The sequence below is a fragment of the Pseudomonas sp. DCB_AW genome, assembly GCF_026240895.1.
Taxonomy (GTDB): domain Bacteria; phylum Pseudomonadota; class Gammaproteobacteria; order Pseudomonadales; family Pseudomonadaceae; genus Aquipseudomonas; species Aquipseudomonas kermanshahensis.
Genome location: NZ_JAPFCE010000001.1, coordinates 213,978 through 233,223 on the forward strand (window position 1 = coordinate 213,978; position 19,246 = coordinate 233,223).

The 19,246-nt window shown below is 61.3% G+C and carries 19 protein-coding genes and 1 pseudogene; 11 read left to right on the forward strand and 9 right to left on the reverse strand.

The window, feature by feature from the left end:
• Positions 1–3: 3 nt before the first annotated feature.
• The gene (locus OO306_RS00985) at positions 4–1,413 is read right to left on the reverse strand and encodes an amino acid permease (RefSeq protein WP_027593792.1); all 1,410 of its coding nucleotides are present in this window, start codon (positions 1,411–1,413) and stop codon (positions 4–6) included.
• A gap of 327 nt (positions 1,414–1,740) precedes the next feature.
• Here OO306_RS00985 and OO306_RS00990 point away from each other — a divergent pair, with 327 nt between their 5' ends.
• The 3 genes from OO306_RS00990 (at position 1,741) to OO306_RS01000 (ending at position 5,550) form a co-directional block, all read left to right on the forward strand.
• Entirely contained in the window at positions 1,741–3,165 is a 1,425-nt protein-coding gene (locus tag OO306_RS00990) for a PLP-dependent aminotransferase family protein (protein WP_027593793.1), read from the forward strand.
• An 84-nt stretch (positions 3,166–3,249) separates the two neighbouring features.
• Complete coding sequence (locus OO306_RS00995) at positions 3,250–4,278, forward strand: RHS repeat-associated core domain-containing protein (RefSeq protein WP_265967429.1); 1,029 nt, start codon at positions 3,250–3,252, stop codon at positions 4,276–4,278.
• 351 nt (positions 4,279–4,629) lie between these two features.
• On the forward strand, positions 4,630–5,550 hold the full coding sequence (locus OO306_RS01000) for a LysR family transcriptional regulator (protein ID WP_099429839.1): 921 nt from the start codon (positions 4,630–4,632) through the stop codon (positions 5,548–5,550).
• A 58-nt stretch (positions 5,551–5,608) separates the two neighbouring features.
• On the opposite strand, the gene OO306_RS01005 is transcribed toward OO306_RS01000, so the two are convergent.
• Positions 5,609–5,890, reverse strand: coding sequence for a type II toxin-antitoxin system RelE/ParE family toxin (locus tag OO306_RS01005; protein WP_027593795.1), 282 nt, complete (start codon positions 5,888–5,890; stop codon positions 5,609–5,611).
• On the reverse strand, positions 5,880–6,125 hold the full coding sequence (locus OO306_RS01010) for a type II toxin-antitoxin system Phd/YefM family antitoxin (RefSeq protein WP_027593796.1): 246 nt from the start codon (positions 6,123–6,125) through the stop codon (positions 5,880–5,882). Before OO306_RS01010 ends, OO306_RS01005 begins: the two co-directional genes overlap by 11 nt.
• Positions 6,126–6,293: 168 nt before the next feature.
• Here OO306_RS01010 and OO306_RS01015 point away from each other — a divergent pair, with 168 nt between their 5' ends.
• Positions 6,294–6,836 (forward strand): WYL domain-containing protein, encoded by a 543-nt coding sequence (locus tag OO306_RS01015; RefSeq protein WP_265967500.1) that lies wholly within the window; start codon positions 6,294–6,296, stop codon positions 6,834–6,836.
• 100 nt (positions 6,837–6,936) lie between these two features.
• Here OO306_RS01015 and OO306_RS01020 read toward each other — a convergent pair whose 3' ends face one another.
• From OO306_RS01020 to OO306_RS01030, 3 genes are all read right to left on the reverse strand, one after another.
• Positions 6,937–7,425 carry a transposase gene (locus OO306_RS01020; RefSeq protein ID WP_238211978.1) on the reverse strand — a complete coding sequence of 163 codons (489 nt, stop codon included), beginning with the start codon at positions 7,423–7,425 and terminating at the stop codon, positions 6,937–6,939.
• Positions 7,426–7,649: 224 nt separating this feature from the next.
• On the reverse strand, positions 7,650–8,384 hold the full coding sequence (locus tag OO306_RS01025) for a hypothetical protein (protein WP_099453568.1): 735 nt from the start codon (positions 8,382–8,384) through the stop codon (positions 7,650–7,652).
• A 172-nt stretch (positions 8,385–8,556) separates the two neighbouring features.
• The gene (locus OO306_RS01030; RefSeq protein ID WP_099429842.1) at positions 8,557–10,983 is read right to left on the reverse strand and encodes a TonB-dependent receptor; all 2,427 of its coding nucleotides are present in this window, start codon (positions 10,981–10,983) and stop codon (positions 8,557–8,559) included.
• 177 nt (positions 10,984–11,160) lie between these two features.
• On the opposite strand from OO306_RS01030, the gene OO306_RS01035 reads away from it, so the two are divergent.
• On the forward strand, positions 11,161–11,784 hold the full coding sequence (locus tag OO306_RS01035; protein WP_186703331.1) for a glutathione S-transferase family protein: 624 nt from the start codon (positions 11,161–11,163) through the stop codon (positions 11,782–11,784).
• A 98-nt stretch (positions 11,785–11,882) separates the two neighbouring features.
• A complete protein-coding gene (locus OO306_RS01040; RefSeq protein WP_238211972.1) occupies positions 11,883–12,284 on the forward strand; it encodes a GFA family protein in 402 nt (133 codons plus the stop codon).
• Between the two features lie 17 nt (positions 12,285–12,301).
• Here the strand turns inward: OO306_RS01040 and OO306_RS01045 are convergent, their stop codons facing one another.
• Positions 12,302–13,066, reverse strand: coding sequence for a hypothetical protein (locus OO306_RS01045; RefSeq protein WP_265967430.1), 765 nt, complete (start codon positions 13,064–13,066; stop codon positions 12,302–12,304).
• Positions 13,067–13,187: 121 nt separating this feature from the next.
• Positions 13,188–14,072, reverse strand: coding sequence for a LysR family transcriptional regulator (locus OO306_RS01050; protein ID WP_265967431.1), 885 nt, complete (start codon positions 14,070–14,072; stop codon positions 13,188–13,190).
• A gap of 146 nt (positions 14,073–14,218) precedes the next feature.
• Between OO306_RS01050 and OO306_RS01055 the strand changes: the two genes are divergently transcribed.
• Both OO306_RS01055 and OO306_RS01060 read left to right on the forward strand, forming a co-directional pair.
• Complete coding sequence (locus tag OO306_RS01055; RefSeq protein ID WP_265967432.1) at positions 14,219–15,238, forward strand: alpha/beta hydrolase; 1,020 nt, start codon at positions 14,219–14,221, stop codon at positions 15,236–15,238.
• An 82-nt stretch (positions 15,239–15,320) separates the two neighbouring features.
• Positions 15,321–15,437, forward strand: a pseudogene (locus tag OO306_RS01060) (quercetin 2,3-dioxygenase); the annotation flags it as partial.
• 22 nt (positions 15,438–15,459) lie between these two features.
• Here OO306_RS01060 and OO306_RS01065 read toward each other — a convergent pair.
• Positions 15,460–15,753 (reverse strand): DUF1330 domain-containing protein, encoded by a 294-nt coding sequence (locus OO306_RS01065; protein WP_099429848.1) that lies wholly within the window; start codon positions 15,751–15,753, stop codon positions 15,460–15,462.
• Between the two features lie 78 nt (positions 15,754–15,831).
• Here OO306_RS01065 and ribBA point away from each other — a divergent pair, with 78 nt between their 5' ends.
• From ribBA to OO306_RS01080, 3 genes are all read left to right on the forward strand, one after another.
• The gene (gene ribBA / locus OO306_RS01070) at positions 15,832–16,953 is read left to right on the forward strand and encodes a bifunctional 3,4-dihydroxy-2-butanone-4-phosphate synthase/GTP cyclohydrolase II (RefSeq protein WP_265967433.1); all 1,122 of its coding nucleotides are present in this window, start codon (positions 15,832–15,834) and stop codon (positions 16,951–16,953) included.
• A 348-nt stretch (positions 16,954–17,301) separates the two neighbouring features.
• Positions 17,302–18,327 (forward strand): polyamine ABC transporter substrate-binding protein, encoded by a 1,026-nt coding sequence (locus OO306_RS01075; RefSeq protein ID WP_099429850.1) that lies wholly within the window; start codon positions 17,302–17,304, stop codon positions 18,325–18,327.
• Positions 18,324–19,241 (forward strand): ABC transporter permease, encoded by a 918-nt coding sequence (locus OO306_RS01080; protein ID WP_265967434.1) that lies wholly within the window; start codon positions 18,324–18,326, stop codon positions 19,239–19,241. Before OO306_RS01075 ends, OO306_RS01080 begins: the two co-directional genes overlap by 4 nt.
• Positions 19,242–19,246: the final 5 nt, after the last annotated feature.

Consider the following 19,246-nt stretch of genomic DNA (forward strand, 5'->3'; position numbering starts at 1 on the left):
AGCTTAGTGGCGTTTGGCGCTACGGATCTGATGCACCACACCCATGGCTACCACGACTGCGGCAGCAATACCGGTGGAGATCACCAGGATCTGGTAGTCAGGCATGAACGCCATGGTCACCAGGGCAGCCACGATGAACGCGATTACCAGGTAGGTCAGCCACGGGAACAGCCACATCTTCAGGCGCACTTCCTTGCCTTCGGCAATCAGCTTGCGGCGCATGCGCAGCTGCGAGAAGGCGATCACCAGGTACACCAGCAGCGCGATCATGCCGGTGGTGTTCATCAGGGTGTCCAGCACGTCTTTCGGGCGCAGGGTTTCGCTGAAGTTGATCAGCGCACACACCACCGCCACGGCGCACGAGCCCATGATCGCGTACACCGGTACGCCGGTGCCGGCGCGGGTGATCTTGAAGAACGACGGCGCGTCGCCACGCTGGGACAGCGAGAACAGCATGCGCGAAGCGGTGTAGTGACCGGAGATCAGGCAGCTGCTCACCGAGGTCAGGACCACGAAGTTCATCAGCAACTCGGCATACGGCACGCCCAGCAGCTCCAGGGTACGGCGGTAGGCACCATAGCCCGAGACGCCCAGGTGCGGGTCATTCCACGGCACCAGGCAGACGATCAGGAAGATCGAGCCAACGTAGAACAAGCACACACGCCACACCACCGAGTTGGTGGCCTTGACGATCTGCGCGGCCGGGTCTTTGGCTTCGGACGCGGCGATGGTCACGATCTCTGCGCCGAGGAAGGCGAACATCACCCCGAGCAACGCACCAATCACCGTTGTGATGCCGTTGGGCATGAAGCCTTCTGCGGTCAGGTGGCTGATGCCACGCACTTCACCGAACTGCCAGACGTTCATCACCGCTGCGGTGCACACCACCAGGAAGCAGACGATGGCGATCACCTTGATCAAGGCAAACCAGAACTCGAACTCGCCGTAATGCTTGACGTTGAAGAAGTTGACGGTGATCAGCAGCAGGGTCGTGGCCAGCACGAACACGTTGACACTGACGTCAGGGAAGAAGCCATGCAGGATCTTGCCCGCCACATAGGCTTCCCACGCCATGAGGATGACCCAGTACCACCAGTACAGCCAGCCGATGGTGAAACCTGCCCAACGGCCAATGGCGCGGTCGGCGTAGGTGGAGAACGAGCCGGTGTCAGGCGAGGACGTCGCCATTTCGCCGAGCATGCGCATGATCAGCACCACCAGGATGCCGCCTGCCAGGTAGGCCAGGACAGCGGCCGGGCCGGCGCTGTGGATCACGCTGCCGGAACCGACGAACAAGGCGCCGCCGATAACCCCGGCGATCGACATCATCGTCAGGTGGCGCGACTTGAGGGAGGCACTGAGCTTGCTCTCGTGCCCGCCTTTCGCGGTGGTGGTTGTGGATGTTGCGTCCATCAGTTGTGTACCCCGTGCTTCTTTTTATCCAAGGAAAACTGTGAGACCCCGATGGCTAGCGGCCTCACCTGTACATCAGTGCTAATGCGGGCAGGATGGTGTGAGCAAACACACGCAGGCCATCCATGGCGGCCTGCTGACGCGCCCGAAGGTTTGCCCTTCGAGCGAACTGAACATGCTTTATGTGGCGATATCCGACACCTAATGTAAAAATGTCCGACGCAGAGAGCCATGCACAGTGGCATGAATCTCGCACTGCACTGTACAGGTCGCCAATGCAGTACACCCTGCAGGCACCTGACGCTACGCACCCTGAAAGGCCCTCGAATGTTCGAATTACACCCAGACGCCCCCACCCCGTTGGTCAACCAGATCATCGACGGCTTGCGCGAGCTGATCGACAACCAGACGCTCAAGCCTGGGGCCAAGGTCCCGTCTATCCGCGCCTTTGCCGCGACCTACTCGGTGAGTACCTTCACCGTGGTCGAGGCCTACGACCGCCTGGTCGCCCAGGGCCTGCTGGTCAGCCGCGGCAATGCCGGGTTTTTCATCAACCGCGCGGCTGGCGAGTTGCTGGACAAACACAATGTCGAGGCCGACACCAGTCGACCAACGTTCAACTCCGAGTGGTACCTGCAGCAGATCTTCGAGATCCGCCAGCTGCCCTTCAAGCCCGGCTGCGGCTGGCTGCCCAATGACTGGATGTACGAGGAAGGCCTGCGCCGCGGCCTGCGCCAGGTCGCTGGCAGCCCGCTGGAACTGTCCGGCTACGGCGACCCCATGGGCCTGGCCGAACTGCGCACGCTGACCGCACAAAACCTGCAGCAGGAGCTGTCGATCGTCGCCAACCCGGCGCAGCTGATGCTCACCCATGGCGCCAGCCAGGCCCTGGACCTGGCCGCGCGCACCCTGGTGCGCCCGGGTGACGTGGTGCTGGTCGACGACCCCGGCTACCCCAACCTGATGAGCATCCTGCGCACCCAGGGCGCGACGTTGGTCGGCGTACCCCGCACCCCTGCCGGTTACGACCTGAACCAGCTGGAGCAGTTGCTGGCGCATCACCGCCCGACCGCGTTCTTCACCCAGCCGCACCTGCACAGCCCGACCTGCTCGCGCACCCCGCTGCCGCAGTTGCATCGGCTGTTGCAACTGGCCAGCCAGCATGGCTTCCGCCTGGTCGAGAACAACCTGTACGCCGACATGGTCGCCGAACCGCAACCGTGCCTGGCCAGCCTCGACCACCTGCAGCAGGTGGTGTACGTCGGCAGCTATTCGAAGAGCATCTCGCCCAACGTACGGGTTGGCTACATGATGGCCAACCCGGAGCTGATGCAGAAACTGGTGCACCTGAAAATGCGCTCAGGCCTCACCACCTCGCAGGTGATGGAACGCGTGGTGTATGCCGCGATCATCGACGGCCGCTGGCGCAAACACCTCAAACGCCTGCGCCAGCGCCTGGCCGAGGCGCACCAGGAAGTGGGCCGGCACCTGCACCGGCTGGGCTTCGAGTTGTTCACCGAGTCGGATGAAGGCATGTACATCTGGACCCGCCACCCCGCCATCCCCGACAGCGCGGAGCTGCTGGATGATGCGTTGGAGAAAGGCATCATGCTTGGGCCTGGGCAGCTGTTCATGGTCGATGCCAAGCCGACCGGGTGGATGCGCTTCAATGTGGCGTTCAGTACGGACCCGGCGATGTGGGAGTTGTTGGAGAAGGTGCTGGTGAAGCATGTGCGGCGGGGTGGGGTGTAGGGACAGAGCCTAGTAAAACTGCCAGTTGTGAGGGGCGGCCGGAGCGATCCAAACTGGGACATCTCCCTCCAGCAGGTCGCGATAATGAATGATTCAATACGCAGCCTTCATGCTCAACAGCTGACGCCACAACGCTCAACGCCGCCGGCTTCCCAGCTAAACAGCCCTCACACTTATCACTTTTACAACGGTAACCGCCTGGCAACACGGCTGAACACCCAGGGTTGTCAGCGCGTAATCTGGGCACTCAATATCGGAGTGGCGCAGGGCACGCAAGTAAGTGGAACGTGGCACAATCAGATGCTACAGACAGACCAGCAAGGCTCGGCTTTGGGCAGTTTCAACGATGAGTATCAGGGGACAGTCTATACGCCTTATGGCCATCGTTTCGCTGCTGAGAGCGCGCCACTATTGGGCTTCACAGGACAATGGATAGATCCTATATCTGGCACCTACCCGCTGGGAAATGGGCACCGTTTCTATCATCCACAATTACGGCGCTTCAGCAGCCCCGATGCGCTGAGCCCGTTTGGCAAAGGGGGCTTTAACGCGTACGCCTACTGCGCGGGGGATCCAATAAACAGCGCTGATCCCTCCGGGCGATGGCCTGTAACGTTCAACCAACAACTTAACACCCAAGGTAGCTCAATACTCCAGTTTTTGGCTGAAAATTCGGAACAGCGCTTACACGCAATTGGTTTCAGCCACATAAAAAGTCCAAAAATCCCAAAAGGTTATAGCCGTACCTACTTAAGATATAATACCAATACAAAAGGAACGGAAGCTAAATATCCTTCTGAACTCCCGCAGATTGAACCACTAATACCCACCGGCTATTACTACACCAACGAGACTACCGGCGTGGTGATACTTGGCTTTGGCCAACGTGAAGGTGCTCCAGACCCTGGTTTAATGCACTCACACCACAATTCACTTGTAGCCGCCGGGTTCAACCTGCGACCTGTCAATACGTTCGATGAGGGTTCTATCTATCAAACACCCAAGGGTATCAAGGTAGATCGACCCAGACAGAACACACCTAATGAGTCAAGAACTCACTTCAATGCGGAGCTGTTATCACTCACCGCGGAACAATTGAGACAGCTCACATAGCCGATGAAACCGAACAGTGGTACTCGCCTTTGAATACATTCCCAAGCGCCGACACGATCCACCACCCTGCAGGACCTTTGGGTATTTCCCAGGGCAGAGCCCCCTAACCTTTGCTGTAGTCATTTAAATCCACTGTAGAGCCTCTATCGCTGCGCGGTGGCTGGGGCGAATCGGTGGGCTTCATGGTGGGCTCCTTTGCTTGTTGTTCTGGCAGGAGTTGTGGGTCATCACAGTTGCGCTCTGGTGGCGCTTGGTCGGTGCATGGCTGCGATTTATCGTCCCCGGGCTATGATTAGTCAATTTTCTATTTATTATTTGCACTATTAGCCCAGCTTATTATCGAGCCCGACCATGTCCGACCGCCTGCTCAACGACCGCCTCGACTGGAACCTGCTGCGCACTTTCCGGGTCATCGGCCAGGAGCTGTCCATTAGCCGGGCGGCCGCCCGCCTGCACCTTACCCAACCGGCGGTGAGCCAGGCGCTCAAACGCCTCGAAGATCAGCTCGGCCGGCAACTCATCGCCCGCCGTGGGCCACGCTTTGTGCTGACTGAAATGGGCGAGCAGCTGTTTGTGCTGGCCGGCGAGGTGTATGGGCAAATGTCGCAGATCGGCTGCCTGCTGGAGCAACCGGCGGACGAACTGGTGGGCAAGGTGCGCTTGCTGATGATCAGCCGCATCGAAAGCGAGCAGTTCGACGATTTTCTCGCCGACTTCCACCGCCAGCACCCACGGGTAGAGCTGGAAATCGAGGTGATGCGCAGCTCCGACATCGTCGCCGCCTTGCAGGAGAAGACTGCCACGGCGGGCTTGAGCCTCAATCGACGGCCGCAACCGCGTTTGGAGCAGCGGCTGTTCCTGCGCCAGCGCTATGCGTTTTTCTGCGGCAAGCACCATGCCTTGTTCGGCCAATTGGAGGGCGACCTGCAACGTGAGAACTTCGTCAGTTTCACCAGCGACCAGATCGGCGGGATGCTCTCGCCGCTGACCATCTTCCGGGACCAGCAAGGGTTCTCCGGGCGGATCGTGGCGTCCTCGCCCAGCCTTGAAGAGGTACGCCGGCTGGTGATCGCGGGCTTTGGCATCGGCTGCCTGCCGGAACACGTGGTGGCGGCGGATGTGGCGGCGGGGTTGTTATGGAAGCTGCCACCGCAGGAGGGGATTGCGGATGTGGATATCCACCTGCTGTGGAACAGGGAACAACGGCTGAGCCGGGCCGAGCGAGTATTTATCGAGGCCCTGCAACAGTGCGGGGATAACAAAGAATCGTAGGACACAGTGAGGGGGAGTTCATCGCAACATCGCAAAAACGCTGCTTGTGAACGCCCCTCTAGCGCTTTTTGGCTGACTGATAAACCGCGCTGCGTTCACGCTTGCCCACTGAAACTACCACAACAACGACCCGCTCATCTTCGACCCGGTAGACGAGGCGGTAGCCTGAAGCCTTGAACTTTATTTTGTAGTGATTAGGCAGCTCCCGCAGAGCATCGGCCTGCACCCTCGGTGCCTGCAAACGTTCGCCAAGCTTCTTCTTGATCTGCTCACGCAACGTATGGCCCAGTTTGCCCCATTCCTTGAACGCTGAAGGGACGAACTCAAGCTTATAAGTCATCCAAAGACACCGGTATACCTTGCTCACCAAGACGGGACTTGGCCAGCTCGCTTAGCTCGATGTCTTCCAGTTTTTCCATCATGGCTTCATACAGTTCGGCCGGCACCATGTAACCCATCACACGATTGTGATTCAGTACGGCAATGGGCATGCCTGCGGCGCCAGACATTACTGCAGTTGGGTTCTTTTTTAGCTCTGAAACGCTTACCGCTACGTCAGCGAAAATATTCTGCATGCTATCAGCCCTCAATTAAGACCGATATTTTGGTCAAATTTAAGAAGCATGGCAAGGGACGGCCCCGTAAAAGTTTGGATCCCATCCCCGGGCAGGGTATGCTTGCAGGATAGCCAAATGCCACCATCCGGGCGCACCCAGTGCCTGGCATTCACGGACGAGCCTCCTTTGCCCAGCCACCCTACCCGCCACACCATCGCCCGCCAATGGCAGCTGCTCAAGCTGCTGCCGGGGCGCCACCCAGGCATGAGCTCTACGCAGTTGCAGGCAGCGCTGGCGAAGGTGGGCCACACCACCAGCAAGCGCACCGTGGAGCGCGACCTGGTGGAACTGTCGGCGTTGTTTCCGCTGCACTGCAACAGTAAAGGCATGCCTTATGGCTGGTACTGGCAACCTGGGCTGAGCCTGGACGAGTCGCAGCAACTGCAACCGGATGCCCTCGCACCGGTTCGCCAGATCGGGCTACGCGCCTGGGTCGACGACGCGCTCGCGCGGCGCCTGGAACAGCAGCCACTGTCCACAGACATGCAGTTGGTACCTCAGCAAGACGGCGGCGCCGCGCTGGCCGCTACCGTCGACGACAGCCGTGCACTGATGGGCTGGTTACTGTCCCAGGCAGGGTCGATTCGTGTCCTAGCCCCCGCATCACTGCGCACCGCCCTGCTGGAGCAGCAGCGCCAGAGCCTGGCGCTGCACGAAGAATGCAGCTAAGCACGAGCGTGTAGGAGCAGCCTTGCGCTGCGAAGAGGCCCGCGACAACACCGCGAATCTTCGCTGGTGCTACGGGCCTCTTCGCAGCACAAGGCTGCTCCTACAGTGAGTTAAGTGGGTTGGTCACGTCCGCAGTGAGCCACACTGCGTCCCAATGGGGATAGTCACCTATGTGTTCAACCAAACCCGCACGCAATGGGTTTGCAACGATGTACCTGGCTATCTTGCGCACGTCATCGTCCTTGCGTACGGCACGGTCTTGATAACCACGTTGCCAGACTTGGCCGCGACTTACCCCTGCTTTGCATAGTGCAGTGCCAGAACGCGACTTGAACTGCCGCATCAGGCTGCACAGTGTGTCGGTGTGAAGCTCAATCAGCCAATGTAAGTGGTCAGGCATCACCACCCAGGCAAGTGAATGGCAGGCATCTTCTCGTTCCGAATGGCGCATTTGCCCGATGACCAGGCGCGCAGCACGCAGGTTTGCAAACAGCGGCCTGCGCTGGTGAGTGACAGTGGTGAGCAGGTATAGCCTGCCGGGCTCCGAAAACCGTCCCCGCCGTAGTAGTTTTGCTTTGGCCCAATCCATGGTGTGCCCCTCGTTTAACGATCCTTGTCGTTACGAACAATAGGAGACACAGCAATTCAGCACTCGGTAGATCGTTACTGAATATCACAACCAAATACCGAATAGCGGTTGTGTAGGAGCAGCCTTGTGCTGCGAAGAGGCCCGCGACAACACCGTGAATCTTCACTGGTGCTACGGGCCTCTTCGCAGCGCAAGGCTGCTCCTATAGTGACCCATCGACAGGTTCAGGACGGCAACACCGGCACGCGTCGGCGTGACAGGCAGGCATACGCCAACCCCAGTACGCTGAACCCTAACACCACCAGCAGCACCATCAATTCGCGGCTGTAGCGCGCCACTTGCGCGGGGAAGCCGGTGAACTCTCGGTACACCTGCACATCGGCCACGCCGTCGGCATGACGGATGCTGACGCCGCCCTGGCGGATCTGCGAGTAGTCGGCATCGAAGTAAACCCACACCTTGCACACCCCACCCGGTTCGATGGAGGGTATTTCGACCAAGGGCGTGGCTGCTTCAATAATGGTGTCGTTGCCAGCCGCATCGCGCACCTGCACCAGGCCCTTGGCCGGCAGGCGAATCTTCACTTGGCGAACCGGCGCATTACCGGTGTTGCGCAGGTCGATGAGCAGACCGGTGCGGTGGTCCACCAGCCCCGCCTCGAACGGTTTGGCGAACAACTGGGCGTAAGGCGCCTGGGCCAGTTCGATCAACCTGTCGACCTGATCCTGATGCAACTGCCCTTCGCTGATGGTGTTGATACGGCCCTGCAACTGCTCGTACTTAAGTTGCTCGCTGGCCTTGGTGATGCGTTCGCTGAATTGGCTCGGGTAAGTGAGGTAGGCGTAGGTCAGGGAGGCCTCCAGGCGAGGGCTGCCTTTGATCACCACATAGGCCACTACCATGACCATCAGGCCAATCAGCAGGGCTACGAGGACTTTGCCGACTTTGTCCCAGCTCAACGCAAACTTCCTTCTGTCGTGATACTGACGGTTCAAGGCGCCCAAGGGTGCCAATTTCGTGGCGCCCAGGCAAGCATTCAACGCCCTGGGAGGCGAAAGCGACCACACCGGTACCCTGATAGCAGAGCATAGCCACCCTCAGCATCGACAGGTTGAAGTTCTGACCCTGGGCTCAGAAGCCCAGCGTCGCCGACAGCAGGTAGGTCCTTGGGGTAGACAGCGTCAGCCCTGGCTCACTGTCGTCCGAAGCCCCTGCCGACGCCCAGTAGCGGTCGTCCAGCACGTTCTCGACACTGGCACGCAGCGTGACCTGGGTCTCGTCTACCTTGAAGGCATAGCGGGCGCCCAGGTCGAAACGCTCCCAGCCGTCGATCTGCTTGCTGTTGTTCTGGTCCAGGTACTGCGAACTCGAGTGAATGCCCCGTGCGGTCAAGGTCAGCCCGTTTACCCTCGGCACATCCCATTCAGCCCCCACATTGACGTTGTACTCGGGCGTTGCCGGTGCGCGGTTGCCGTCGAAGGCGCCGCCGACGGTATCGGTCAGTTCACTGTCGATGTACATCACCCCGCCCAGCAGGCGGACGCCCTCCAGTGGCTCGCCAAACACACTCAGCTCCACACCTCGGTTGTCGCGCTTGCCATTGGGCCCGAACACCCGCGTAGTGGCATTGGTTTCGTAGGCGGGCTGGCGTATGCGAAACACGCTGGCGGTGAAGCCGACCTTACCCAGGTCATACTTCGCCCCGACTTCCACCTGCCGGCTGGTGAAGGGCGGGAAGATCTGGTCTTCGTTGACCGACGTCGACGGCGCGATCTTGCCTTGGCTCAAGCCTTCCATGTAGTTGGCGTACAGCGACAGCTGCTCGCTGACCTTTAACAGCACACCCGCCGAGGGCGACACCTTTTCTTCGTCGTAGGCCGTGTCACCTTTGACGCCGTCGCTCCAGTCATCAACCTGCACCCGCTGCCAGCGGGCGCCCAAGGTCAGCAGCAGGCGGTCATCGAAAAAGCCAAGGGTATCGGCCAGGGCGACGCCGCTGAACCGGTTCTCGGTGTAAACCTTGGGGTCGAGCCGGGTCGGGGTGCCGGGTGTCGGCGTGGCCACCGGGTTGTAGAGGTTGCTGGGCGCGGAGGCATAGCGCGCGCCGCCGTTGGTGAAGTCCATGTAGAAGTACGTGGCGGCCAGGTTCACTTCGTGGCTGACCGGCCCGGTATGGAACCAGTTGCGCACACCGGCCGTGGCGGTACGCACGCTTTCATCGCGGGTGAAATCGCGCGGCTGAACAGTAAAGTCCCCGGCATCGTTGATGATCGAAACGTTGTGGCGCAAGAAGTCATGGTTGCTCTTGCGCGCACCGACTGCGCCATAAGCCATCAGCGAGTCGCTGATGTCGTACTCGGCATTGAAGGCACCGAAGGTGTCATTAGTGCGCGCCTTGCTCCAGGCCTGTGCGTAGTTGTGGTGTACATCATTGGCGCTCGGCACCTTGGCGTTGGCACCAATCAGCACACGCTCCTGGGGGGCATCGGTATCACGTTCGGTGTGGCCGATGTCGGTCGATAGGCGCAGCCGCTCGCCGCGAAAGTCCAGGCCCAGCACCGCCATGTCCCGCTCGACACGCTGGTGTTCCCACTCGGTGTCGCCGGCCTGCTTGACGCCGTTGAAGCGGATACCGAACTGGCCACTCTCGCCAAAACGGCGACCGACATCCACCGCACCGCCAGCCTGGCTGCCCGAGGCATAGCTGCCGGTGAACTCGGTAATGGGCGTATCGCCTGCCCGCTTTGGCACCACATTGATACCACCGCCCACGCTGCCACGCGGCGAAATGCCATTGAGCAACTGGCTCGGCCCCTTGATGATGTCGACCCGGTCGGCCATCTCCATGTCGATCGAGTAGGTCGGCAAGATGCCGAACAAACCATTGTAGGAAACATCGCTGTTGAACAAGCTGAACCCGCGGATGGTGAACTGCTCGAAGCGCCCACCTGCCGGGTTGGTCGCACGCACCGAGGGGTCGCTGGCGATCAGGTCACCCAGGGTACGTGCCTGCTGGTTCTTCACCAGGTCACTGGTGTAGGTGGTCATGCTGAACGGGGTGTCCATGAAGTCGCGCGAGCCAAGCAGGCCTTGCGACCCTTGGCGGGCGACCTGGCCACCGGCATAAGGTGGCGCGTCGCTGGCACCCACATGGCCACCGACGATGCTGGTCGGGGCGATCTCCAGCGCATCCGACGCTTGCGCCACAGGCACCAGGGTAAACGCCCCGTTACCCACCGGTTTCAGCTGCAGGCCGCTGCCTTGAAGGAGCTGCATGAAGCCCTCGTCAACGCTGTAACTGCCTGACAACCCCCTGCTTTGCCGGCCAGTGACCAGCGCCGGGTCGAGTGAAAGGCTGACCCCGGCGAGGTGGGCGAAACGGGTCAGTGCGGCGCCCAAGGTGCCGGCGGGCACGGTGTAAGTACGCCGCGCGAGGTCGTCGGCCCAGGCTGACGAAGACAACAGGTTGGCACTCAGGCTGATGGCAAAACCCAGGTACATCAACGGACGCGAACGAAGTGACGCCGCACGCGGGCGGCAAGGCAATACGACAGGCATTGAAACAGGCTCCCTTTATTCTCTACTACCGCTAATGACAGGCGGCCTGAAAAAAAGGGACAGCCTTGCAGCATTATTATTAACGAACGAAAAACCCTGCCCACCGTCCACGGTTAATCCTTGACCGAGGTCATGCCGTGAAGGACGATCAGCCTTCCACAAGCAAGGACGAATACCATGTTACGGATATTGGGCAGAGCGTCTTCGATCAACGTGCGTAAAGTCCTCTGGGCCTGTGCCGAGTTTGATATCCCCTTCGAACGGGAAGACTGGGGCGCGGGCTTCACCGCCACCGACACCCCCGAATTCTTGGCACTTAACCCCAACGCCATGATCCCGGTCATCCAGGATGGCGACTTCACCCTGTGGGAATCCAACTCCATCATCCGTTACCTGGCGACGCGCTATGGCCACGCCTCGGTGTACCCGACCGAGGCAAAAGCACGAGCAGGTATCGATCAATGGATCGACTGGCAGGCTTCGGACCTCAACAGGTCCTGGAGCTACACCTTCATGTCGCTGGTCAGGCATTCACCCGCCCATCAGGACCCGCAGGCGCTGGCCGCCGGCCGTGCCGAATGGTCTCGTTACATGCAGATTCTTGATCGGCAGCTCGCCGCCACCGGTGCGTATGTGGCCGGCGACATGTTCACCCTGGCTGACATCCCCATCGGCCTTTCGGTCAACCGGTGGTTCGAGACGCCTTTCGAGCATCCTCATTTGCCAGCCGTCAGGGCGTATTACGAACGCTTGAGCAAGCGCCGGGCATTTTGCCTGCATGGCAGAAACGGCACCCCCTGAGCGCACTGCTGCCACACTCGACCGCTGCGCCGCCCTGGCAGAACTGATCTATAGGGCTGCGTAGCGGCCCACGTGCCCACCGCCCACGGACTACCCTCATGCCGCACACTTATCAAGGCAGCTGCCTTTGCGCCGCTGTCAGCTATCAGCTGCTCACAGCCCCCAAAGCGCTCACCCATTGCCATTGCAGCCAGTGCCGCAAAGGCCACGGGGCGGCGTTTGCTAGCTATGCCAGCGTACCCCGCAACGCACTCAAGGTACTGACCGGCGCAGACACGATCAGCACCTATCACTCCTCGCCTTCGGTACAACGCGAATTCTGCGCACGCTGTGGCTCGAACCTGTTCTGGTCACGCGCCGAGGGTGAATTCAGCGACTGGGTATCGGTGGCCCTGGCCACACTGGACACGCCCTTCACGCCACACAGCCAAAAGCACATTTACCTCGACGCCAAGGCGCCTTGGTACACCCCTGTCGAACCCAGTGCGCCTGGCGCCTAGGCGCCTTGCAGCACGCTCTAGCGTGGCTGCAACAGCTTCGCCAAGACGAACGTCACAACCACCGCCAGCAACACCGCCAGCGAAATCGACAGCACTGCGCCCCACTGCAACAGCGTACTTTGCAGGGCCAGGTAGAAGCCCACCACGCCCACCGCGCCAATGGCATTGCCACGCACGATCGCGCCCAACTCGTGGCGCCCGCCCTGGACGTGGGCAAATACTGCAAGCGGCCATGCGATTACCGGGACCGGCGCCAGCATCCCACTGACCACCGGCCCGAGCATCGTTGCACTGGCCGTGATCACCAACAGCAACAAGGTGGCGGTCATCATGCGCATCGGGATGACCCAGCGCGGCATCGGCACGTAACGCGCTGAACGGGCCTGGGCCGGTTGCGAGGTAGCGACGACGATGGCGACGACCAGTAACAGCGTGGCAACGACAGACAGCGCCACCCAGCCCAGGTGGCTGGTCGCCAAGGCGGCCACAGCAAAGAACAGCAGCGCTACGCTGCAGCCGACAAACGCACTGACGCGTTGGGTCACCCAGTAGTAGAACAAACAGGTCGCTTGCACGGCGGCCACCCCCGCCAATGCCCCAGGTACGGCCTGCGACGCGAACACCTCGCCCTGTTCAAGGCTGAGAAACAGCATCACCAGCGCTGAGGTGACAGGCAGCCCCGAGAGCAGCCCGCCAATTTGCGTACCCCAACGTTTGCCCGCCAGCGAGATGGCCAGCATGAGGGTGGGTGTCATGAGTAGTTTGAGGTAGAAGGCAGTCATGCAGAGGTTCGGATCAGAAGGGAGGGATCAAGCCTTGCGCAGTCGCGCGCGGGTTGCTTGGCAGAGCCTCATGCTAGCCGAATTGCACTTCTGCCCACCAGCGGCGAACGCGCCGGCCCCGTCACAAATGCGCCAGCCGCTCCCGCAAGAACCCGACAAAGGTTTGCACCGCCCGCGCCACCTGGCGATGCTGCGGATACACCGCCGACAACTGCAACGCCGGCGGCGTCCAGTCTTCCAGCAACGTCACCAAGCGGCCATCCGTCAGTGCCTGGCCAACGATGAACGTTGGCAGGTACGTCACGCCCATCCCCGCTATCGCCGCATCCCTGAGCATTTCGCCATTGTTGGCGCGCATCCGCCCCGCCACCGCAATTGCCTGCGTCTTGCCGCCCTGTTTGAACTGCCACTGCACCTGCCGTGAATGCCCATAAGGCAGGCAGTCATGCCGGGCCAACTGCTCGGGGAATGCGGGCACCCCCTGCGCCTCAAGATAGGCCGGGCTTGCGCAGTACACCCGTTCAACACCGGCAATACGCCGCGCGATGAGGCTGGAGTCCTCCAGCGCGCCAATGCGCAAGGCCAGGTCATAGCCTTCGCCGATCAGGTCCACGGCCCGGTCGCTGAGGTCCACTTCTACATCCACCTGCGGGTGCAACTGCAGAAATTCGGTCAGCAGGCACCCCAGGTGGGCCATGGCGAACGACAGCGGCGCACTCAGGCGCAAGGTGCCGCGCAAGGCCTGGGCCTGGCCGCTGATGTCGTGCTCCACCTGCTGCACTTCGCCCAGCAAGCGCAACGCCGACTGGTAATAGTGCTGCCCCAGCGGAGTGGCGTCCAGGCGCCGTGTCGAGCGGTTGAGCAGGCGCACGCCCAGGCGTTCTTCAAGTTGCATCAGGCGCCGGCTGACCGATTGCTTGGACATGCCCAGACGGTCCGCCGCAGCGGTGAAACTACCGGCTTCCATGACCTGGGCGAAGATCCGCATGTCTTCGTAAGGGTTCATTGTCTCGTTCCTGGTGACAGTCAAACGCTTTATAGCCGCTTTTTCCCACGAAGGCATCTCCTTAATCTACTCGCAAGTCACAGCGATGGCCCTTAAGGCCAGGCAATGCGCCCCTCTTAAACACTTGCATAGAAAAGGATTCGCACATGAACATTGTCCACAAGGCACTCACTACTAGCCTCCTTGCCCTCTCCGTTTCCACTGCGTTCGCAGCAGGCAGCCCAGGCGTCGAGCAGCACACCCAGGCCTTCCTCGAAGCCCTGGAAAAGGGCGGCGGCAAGCCTCTGGAACAGCTCGCGCCGAAGGACGCCCGTGCAGTGCTGACCGGTGCTCAATCGTCGGTCAAGGTTGACCTGTCCGGCATCGAAGTCAAAGCACACACGATCCAGGCCAACGGCGAGACAATCACGCTGCAAGTTGTCCGCCCGGCCAATGTGAAGGGTGAATTGCCGGTGTTCATGTTCTTCCACGGCGGCGGCTGGGTACTGGGCGATTTCCCGACTCACCAGCGGCTGATTCGCGACCTGGTGGTCGGTTCCGGCGCGGTAGCGGTGTACGTGGACTACACGCCTTCACCTGAAGCGCACTACCCCACTGCCATCAACCAGGCTTATGCCGCCACCCGCTGGGTGGCCGAGCATGGCAAAGCGATTGGCGTGGATGGCAAGCGCCTGGCCGTGGCCGGCAACAGCGTCGGCGGCAACATGGCCGCAGTGGTCGCGCTCAAGGCCAAGGAGGCCGGTACCCCTAAGCTGCGCTTCCAGTTGCTGCTGTGGCCGGTGACCGATGCCAGCTTCGAGACCGGCTCGTACAAGCAGTTCGCTGAGGGGCACTTCCTCACGACGGGCATGATGAAGTGGTTCTGGAATAACTACACCACTGACGCCAAGGCACGTGAGCAAATCTACGCCTCGCCGCTGCGCGCCAGCAGCGAGCAGCTTAAAGGCCTGCCGCCAGCGCTGGTGCAGACCGCAGAGTTCGATGTGTTGCGTGATGAGGGCGAGGCCTATGCACGCAAGCTGGATGCGGCGGGGGTGACGGTGACTGCGGTGCGGTACAACGGGATGATTCATGACTATGGGTTATTGAACCCGCTGAGCCAGGTACCTGAAGTGAAAGCGGCGATGCGCCAGGCGGCTGGGGAGCTGAAGGTGCACCTTCAATAAATCCAGACACAAAGGCCCGCGCGATCGGGTCTTTGTGGTTGCGCGTGCCATTGCTACCTGTTCTTCCGAAACCCACTTACAACGAGAGGGCGATGGCGTTCGGGTGCGCCAGGAGCAGTTGCTGCAACTTGGCAATGGCCAGGATGCAGAAGTCCTGGTTTTCGACTTGCGCCCTCATGAGTTGCCAGGCATGCCGTAAAACGATGCCGGCCCTGATCACCTCAGGGCTCAAACCCTTCGACGATGATCACTTCAGCCTTCGCCACACCTTGGCGGTGGCTGCAGGCCTCCTGATAAAGCGCGGACCGATAACAGGCCACCGCCTGCTCGTAAGAGTCGAACTCGATCACCACGCTGCGCTGCGGCGTCGGCCGCCCTTCCATCGCCTCGCTACGCCCGCCCCGCGCCAGAAACCGCCCACCGAATGCGGCGAAGGCAGCGGGCGCGCGCTGGGTGTATTGCTGGTATTGCTCGGGGTCGGTCACATCCACGTGGGCGATCCAATACGCTTTCATCCGCTGCTCTCCTGTTGCAAAAGTATTTGTGTATGATGGTATACCATAAAAATCACCCCACCACAGCGAGCGTGCAGCATGGCTTTCAACAGCATCGAAGAACTTCTCGAGGACTACCGGCAAGGCAAGATGGTCCTGCTGGTGGACGATGAGGACCGGGAAAACGAAGGCGACCTGCTGATCGCCGCCGAGCGCTGTGACGCCCAGGCCATCAACTTCATGGCCCGCGAAGCGCGTGGCCTGATCTGCCTGACGCTGACCGACGATCATTGTCAGCGCCTGGGCCTGGAGCAGATGGTACCGGCCAACGGCAGCGTGTTCAGCACCGCCTTCACCGTGTCGATCGAGGCCGCCACTGGCGTCACTACCGGTATTTCCGCTGCCGATCGTGCGCGCACCGTGGCAGCGGCCATGGCGCCGAACGCGCGCCCGGAAGACCTGGTGCAGCCTGGGCATATCTTCCCCCTGCGCGCCCGCGAAGGCGGCGTGCTGACCCGCGCCGGCCACACCGAAGCGGGCTGCGACCTGGCGCGCCTGGCCGGTTTCACAGCCGCCTCGGTGATCGTCGAAGTGCTCAATGACGACGGCACCATGGCGCGCCGCCCGGACCTGGAAGTGTTCGCCGCCAGGCACGGCATCAAGATCGGCACCATTGCCGATTTGATCCACTACCGCCTGAGCACCGAGCAGACCATCAAGCGCATCGGCGAGCGCGAATTGCCCACCGTGCACGGCACCTTCCGCCTGGTGACCTATGAAGACCGCATCGAAGGTGGCGTGCACATGGCCATGGTCATGGGCGACATCCGCCGCGAGCAACCGACGCTGGTGCGCGTGCATGTGATCGACCCGCTGCGCGACCTGGTCGGCGCCGAATACGCCGGCCCGGCCAACTGGACATTGTGGGCGGCGCTACAGAAGGTCGCAGAAGAAGGCACCGGCGTGGTGGTGATCCTGGCCAACCATGAGTCTTCGCAGGCGTTGCTCGAACGCGTTCCGCAGCTGACCCAGCCGGTGCGGCCTTACCAGCGCGGGCAGTCGAAGGTGTATTCGGAAGTCGGCACCGGTGCACAGATTTTGCAGGACCTGGGCGTAGGCAAGCTGCGCCACCTTGGGCCGCCGCTCAAGTATGCAGGGTTGGCAGGGTATGAGCTGGAGGTGGTGCAGAGCATACCGTTCGATCCAGAGCTGGCTAGCTGAAACCTCTGCCCTAACGCCCACGCCGTGTAGGAACAGCCTTGTGCTGCGAAGAGGCCGGTACTTACCCAAAGAAGGGTCCTGTTTGCACCGGCCTCTTCGCCGCACAAGGCTGCGCCTACAGCACGTGGAGGCGATGGTTGGAAAGGTTGGAGTGATGGCCGGTCGCCTCCGCCTCTTGCCAAAAGTTTGGAATACCATAATATGATATCCCGTAGACCTTGAATGTGCAGGCCGGCACCTACACTCACAATCGGCCACCGACACTTTGTTTTAGCTGCTCCCCGAATACTGTTGGCGGGCGCACCAAAAAGCCCCGCCTCGAATAACAAAAGCAACGAGGGCGTAACCATGCTGTTGAGCAAACGTGTAACCGCAGTGCTGTCCGCCAGCCTGCTGACCCTGGCGTGTCAGGCCACGCAGGCCGCTGACAGCCTGAACTTCGTCAGTTGGGGCGGTACCACCCAGGACGCCCAGAAAGAAGCATGGGCCGTACCCTTCTCCAAAGCGACCAACATCAAAGTCGTCCAAGACGGCCCTACCGACTACGGCAAGCTCAAGGCCATGGTCGAAAGCGGCAACGTGCAGTGGGACGTGGTCGACGTCGAAGCCGACTTCGCCCTGCGCGCCGCCAGTGAAGGCCTGCTCGAGCCGCTGGATTTCAACACCGTCAAAAAAGACCGCATCGACCCGCGCTTCGTGTCCGACCATGGCGTCGGCTCGTTCTTCTTCTCGTTCGTGCTCGGCTACAACGAAGGCAAGCTGGGTGCCAACAAGCCGGTAGACTGGACCTCGTTGTTCGACACCAAGACCTACCCCGGCAAGCGCGCCCTGTACAAATGGCCGAGCCCTGGCGTGCTGGAACTGGCGCTGCTGGCCGACGGCGTGCCCGCCGACAAGCTCTACCCGCTGGACCTGGACCGCGCTTTCAAAAAGCTCGACACCATCAAGAAAGATATCGTCTGGTGGGGTGGCGGCGCGCAGTCGCAGCAACTGCTGGCCTCTGGTGAAGCCTCGCTCGGCCAGTTCTGGAACGGCCGCGTGTATGCCTTGCAGCAAGACGGTGCACCGGTGGGCGTGAGCTGGAAGCAGAACCTGGTCATGGCCGACTTCCTGGTCATCCCCAAGGGTGCCAAGAACAAGGACGCGGCCATGAAGTTCCTGGCCAACGCCAGCAGCCCCGAAGGCCAGGCGGAGTTCGCCAACCTGACCGCTTACGCGCCGGTCAACCTGGACAGCGTGCCCAAGCTCAAAGCCGACCTGGCGCCTAATCTGCCGACCGCCTATGCCCAGGACCAGGTGACACTGGACTTTGCTTACTGGGCGAAAAACGGCCAGGCCATCGCCGCACGCTGGAATGAGTGGTTGGTCAAATGAAAGTCGCCATCAACGCCCTGCACAACGCGCAAGGTGCCCCCACGGGCGCCGGCGCCCCGGGAACGGCCCCCCGCCGTGTGAGCCTGGGCCAGCGCTGGAAAGGCAGCCGCAACCTGCTGCCTGCCCTGCTGTTCCTTGGCCTGTTCTTCTTCGCCCCGCTGATCGGCCTGTTGCTGCGCGGCGTGCTGGAGCCAGTGCCAGGCCTGGGTAACTACGAGCAGTTGTTCGCCAACTCGGCTTATGCGCGGGTGCTGTTCAACACCTTCTCGGTGGCAGGCGTGGTGACCCTGATCAGTGTGCTGCTGGGCTTCCCGCTGGCCTGGGCCATCACCCTGGTGCCTAACGGCTGGGGCCGCTGGTTGCTGAACATCGTGCTGCTGTCGATGTGGACCAGCCTGCTGGCGCGCACCTACTCGTGGCTGGTGCTGCTGCAAAGCTCGGGTGTGATCAACAAGGCGTTGATGGCCATGGGCATCATCGATACCCCGCTGGAGATGGTGCACAACCTCACCGGCGTGGTGATCGGCATGAGCTACATCATGATCCCGTTCATCGTGCTGCCGCTGCAGGCGACCATGCACGCCATCGACCCGATGGTGCTGCAAGCCGGGTCGATTTGCGGGGCCAGCCCGTGGACCAACTTCTGGAAGTTGTTCCTGCCGCTGTGCCGCTCGGGGCTGTTCTCGGGGGCGTTGATGGTGTTCGTCATGTCGCTCGGTTACTACGTTACGCCGGCCCTGCTCGGTGGTGCGCAGAACATGATGCTGCCCGAATTCATCATTCAACAGGTGCAGTCGTTCCTCAACTGGGGCCTGGCCAGCGCCGCCGCCGCACTGCTGGTGGTGATCACCTTGGTGCTCTTCTACCTGTACCTGAAGCTGCAGCCGGAATCCCCGGTCGGCAACGCGAGGTAATCCGC

Bases quoted from the DNA above. Each gene is read 5' to 3' on its own strand.
- OO306_RS00985 (WP_027593792.1), bottom strand. From the start codon at position 1,413: ATGGACGCAACATCCACAACCACCACCGCGAAAGGCGGGCACGAGAGC.
- OO306_RS00990 (WP_027593793.1), top strand. From the start codon at position 1,741: ATGTTCGAATTACACCCAGACGCCCCCACCCCGTTGGTCAACCAGATC.
- OO306_RS00995 (WP_265967429.1), top strand. From the start codon at position 3,250: ATGAATGATTCAATACGCAGCCTTCATGCTCAACAGCTGACGCCACAA.
- OO306_RS01000 (WP_099429839.1), top strand. From the start codon at position 4,630: ATGTCCGACCGCCTGCTCAACGACCGCCTCGACTGGAACCTGCTGCGC.
- OO306_RS01005 (WP_027593795.1), bottom strand. From the start codon at position 5,890: ATGACTTATAAGCTTGAGTTCGTCCCTTCAGCGTTCAAGGAATGGGGC.
- OO306_RS01010 (WP_027593796.1), bottom strand. From the start codon at position 6,125: ATGCAGAATATTTTCGCTGACGTAGCGGTAAGCGTTTCAGAGCTAAAA.
- OO306_RS01020 (WP_238211978.1), bottom strand. From the start codon at position 7,425: ATGGATTGGGCCAAAGCAAAACTACTACGGCGGGGACGGTTTTCGGAG.
- OO306_RS01030 (WP_099429842.1), bottom strand. From the start codon at position 10,983: ATGCCTGTCGTATTGCCTTGCCGCCCGCGTGCGGCGTCACTTCGTTCG.
- OO306_RS01035 (WP_186703331.1), top strand. From the start codon at position 11,161: ATGTTACGGATATTGGGCAGAGCGTCTTCGATCAACGTGCGTAAAGTC.
- OO306_RS01040 (WP_238211972.1), top strand. From the start codon at position 11,883: ATGCCGCACACTTATCAAGGCAGCTGCCTTTGCGCCGCTGTCAGCTAT.
- OO306_RS01045 (WP_265967430.1), bottom strand. From the start codon at position 13,066: ATGACTGCCTTCTACCTCAAACTACTCATGACACCCACCCTCATGCTG.
- OO306_RS01050 (WP_265967431.1), bottom strand. From the start codon at position 14,072: ATGAACCCTTACGAAGACATGCGGATCTTCGCCCAGGTCATGGAAGCC.
- OO306_RS01055 (WP_265967432.1), top strand. From the start codon at position 14,219: ATGAACATTGTCCACAAGGCACTCACTACTAGCCTCCTTGCCCTCTCC.
- OO306_RS01065 (WP_099429848.1), bottom strand. From the start codon at position 15,753: ATGAAAGCGTATTGGATCGCCCACGTGGATGTGACCGACCCCGAGCAA.
- ribBA (WP_265967433.1), top strand. From the start codon at position 15,832: ATGGCTTTCAACAGCATCGAAGAACTTCTCGAGGACTACCGGCAAGGC.
- OO306_RS01075 (WP_099429850.1), top strand. From the start codon at position 17,302: ATGCTGTTGAGCAAACGTGTAACCGCAGTGCTGTCCGCCAGCCTGCTG.
- OO306_RS01080 (WP_265967434.1), top strand. From the start codon at position 18,324: ATGAAAGTCGCCATCAACGCCCTGCACAACGCGCAAGGTGCCCCCACG.